Annotated in this window: 2 protein-coding genes; both read left to right on the top strand. The window is 65.3% G+C overall.

All coding sequences use genetic code 11. From position 1 onward, the window contains the following. Positions 1-276 precede the first annotated feature (276 nt). Positions 277-1,563, top strand: coding sequence for a hypothetical protein (locus F758_RS0142925; RefSeq protein WP_157450573.1), 1,287 nt, complete (start codon positions 277-279; stop codon positions 1,561-1,563). Positions 1,564-1,637: 74 nt separating this feature from the next. After that, the coding region (locus tag F758_RS46245) for a winged helix-turn-helix domain-containing protein (protein ID WP_198026723.1) at positions 1,638-1,837 on the top strand (200 nt) is incomplete at its 3' end.

Genomic DNA, 1,837 nt, shown 5'->3' with positions numbered 1-1,837 from the left:
TCGCTCGTTGCGGCGGAGGTTGACGGTCGCGTCGCGCGCTACCGCTTGCTCGACACAACGCGGGCCTACGCGATCGAAAAGCTCGGCGAGAGCGGCGAACGCGAACGGATCGCGCGTTGCCACGCCGGATATTACCGCGACGTCTTCGAGCGGGCGGAGGCCGAATGGGAGACGCGGCCAACAGCCGAATGGGCGGCCGATTACGGGCCGCATATTGACGACGTGCGCGCGGCACTCGACTGGGCTCTTTCAACTGGCGGCGATGCCTCGATCGGCGTGGCGCTGACGGCCGCCGCAGTGCCCCTGTGGATACATCTTTCGCTGCTGGACGAATGTCGCCGCCGGGTCGAACAGGCGCTGACCAGTCTTGCCGCCGGCATGAACCGGGACGCGCGCCGGGAAATGAAACTCCACGCCGCCCTGGGCGCGTCCGTAGCCTATATCAGAGGCACGACCGCCCCCGAGACCGGAGCGGCCTGGAGCAAGGCGCTCGAACTTGCCGAGAGTCTCGATGACACCGAGTACCAATTGCGCTCGCTCTGGGGCCTGAGCGTCTTTCACACTGTCAGCGGTCAGTATCGCGTTGGTCTGGCACTGGCTCAGAGGCTCCATGCTCTGGCTGAAAGCCGGTCCGACCCGCGAGATCGACTGGTCGGCGAACGAATGATGGGCGCGGCACAGCATTATCTCGGCGACCAACCAGAGGCGCGGCGCCATCTCGAGCGCGTGCTCGCGGATCATGCCGCTGTCGATCATCGGTCGTCCGTGATTCGCTTCCCGATAGACTTGCGGGTGTCGGCGCGTACCGTCCTTGCGCGGGTTCTGTGGCTGCAAGGGTTTCCGGATCAGGCGATGCGCGCAGCCGAAAGCAGCATCGAGGATGCTCGGGCGGCCGATCACGCCGTCTCATTTTGTTACGCGCTTGCCCGGGGCGCGTGCCCGATTGCCCTGGCGGCGGGCGATCTGATCACGGCCGAGCACTACGTGGCAATGCTGCTCGATCACTCGACAAAACATGCCCTGCCGCGCTGGTGCGCTATTGGCTCCGGTTTCGAGGGAGCGCTCGCCATCAAGCGCGGCGAAGTCGTCGCCGGATCACGGCTACTGCGCGCCGGCTTCGCCGAACTTGCCGAACTTGAGGAATCCAGGTCGGGTTTGCGGTTCACTGCTCTGGTGATAACGGAAACCTTGGGCCACGTCGGCAAGGTCTCGGAGGTGCTTGCCGAGCTCAACGAGGTAATCGAGCAATCCGAGCAGGGTCAAGAATGCTGGCTCATTGCCGATTTACTGCGCCTCAAGGGCGAGCGCCTCCTGATGGAGGACACACAAGACGCTGCGATGGAGGCCGAGGGTCACTTCCGGCAAGCGCTTGACTGGGCGCGCCGGCAAGGCGCTCTGTCCTTGGAACTACGCGCTGCCACGAGCTTCGCGCGGCTATTGCGCGATCAGGGCCGTCCCGCCGACGCGATGGCGCTCCTGCAGCCGGTCTACGGCCGGTTCACCGAGGGCTTCGACACCGACGACCTGCAGGCCGCGAAAGCGCTCATTGACGCCCTCCAATAGCGGGTGAGCGAGGGCATCTCCGTAGCGAGCTTTTGAATTTTGCCGTGAAGTGGCGGACCGCTATGATGCGAGCGATGGAACCTGTCTCCGAAATTGGGCGAAGCGTTGCGTTCGGGCGTTTTCAGGTCTCGCCTCACCGGGGCGAACTGCTCGCTGACGGCCAGCCGATCAAGCTCGGGGGGCGCGCCTTCGACGTGCTAATGGCACTGATCGAGGCGCGCGGCGAGGTCGTCGGCAAGCGCGCGCTGATGGCGCGCGTGTGGCCCGACCGGGT

Source organism: Bradyrhizobium sp. ARR65 (assembly GCF_000472385.1).
Lineage (GTDB): Bacteria > Pseudomonadota > Alphaproteobacteria > Rhizobiales > Xanthobacteraceae > Bradyrhizobium.
The sequence above is the reverse complement of the archived record's forward strand: the minus strand, read 5'-3'. Positions and strand labels throughout refer to the sequence as shown.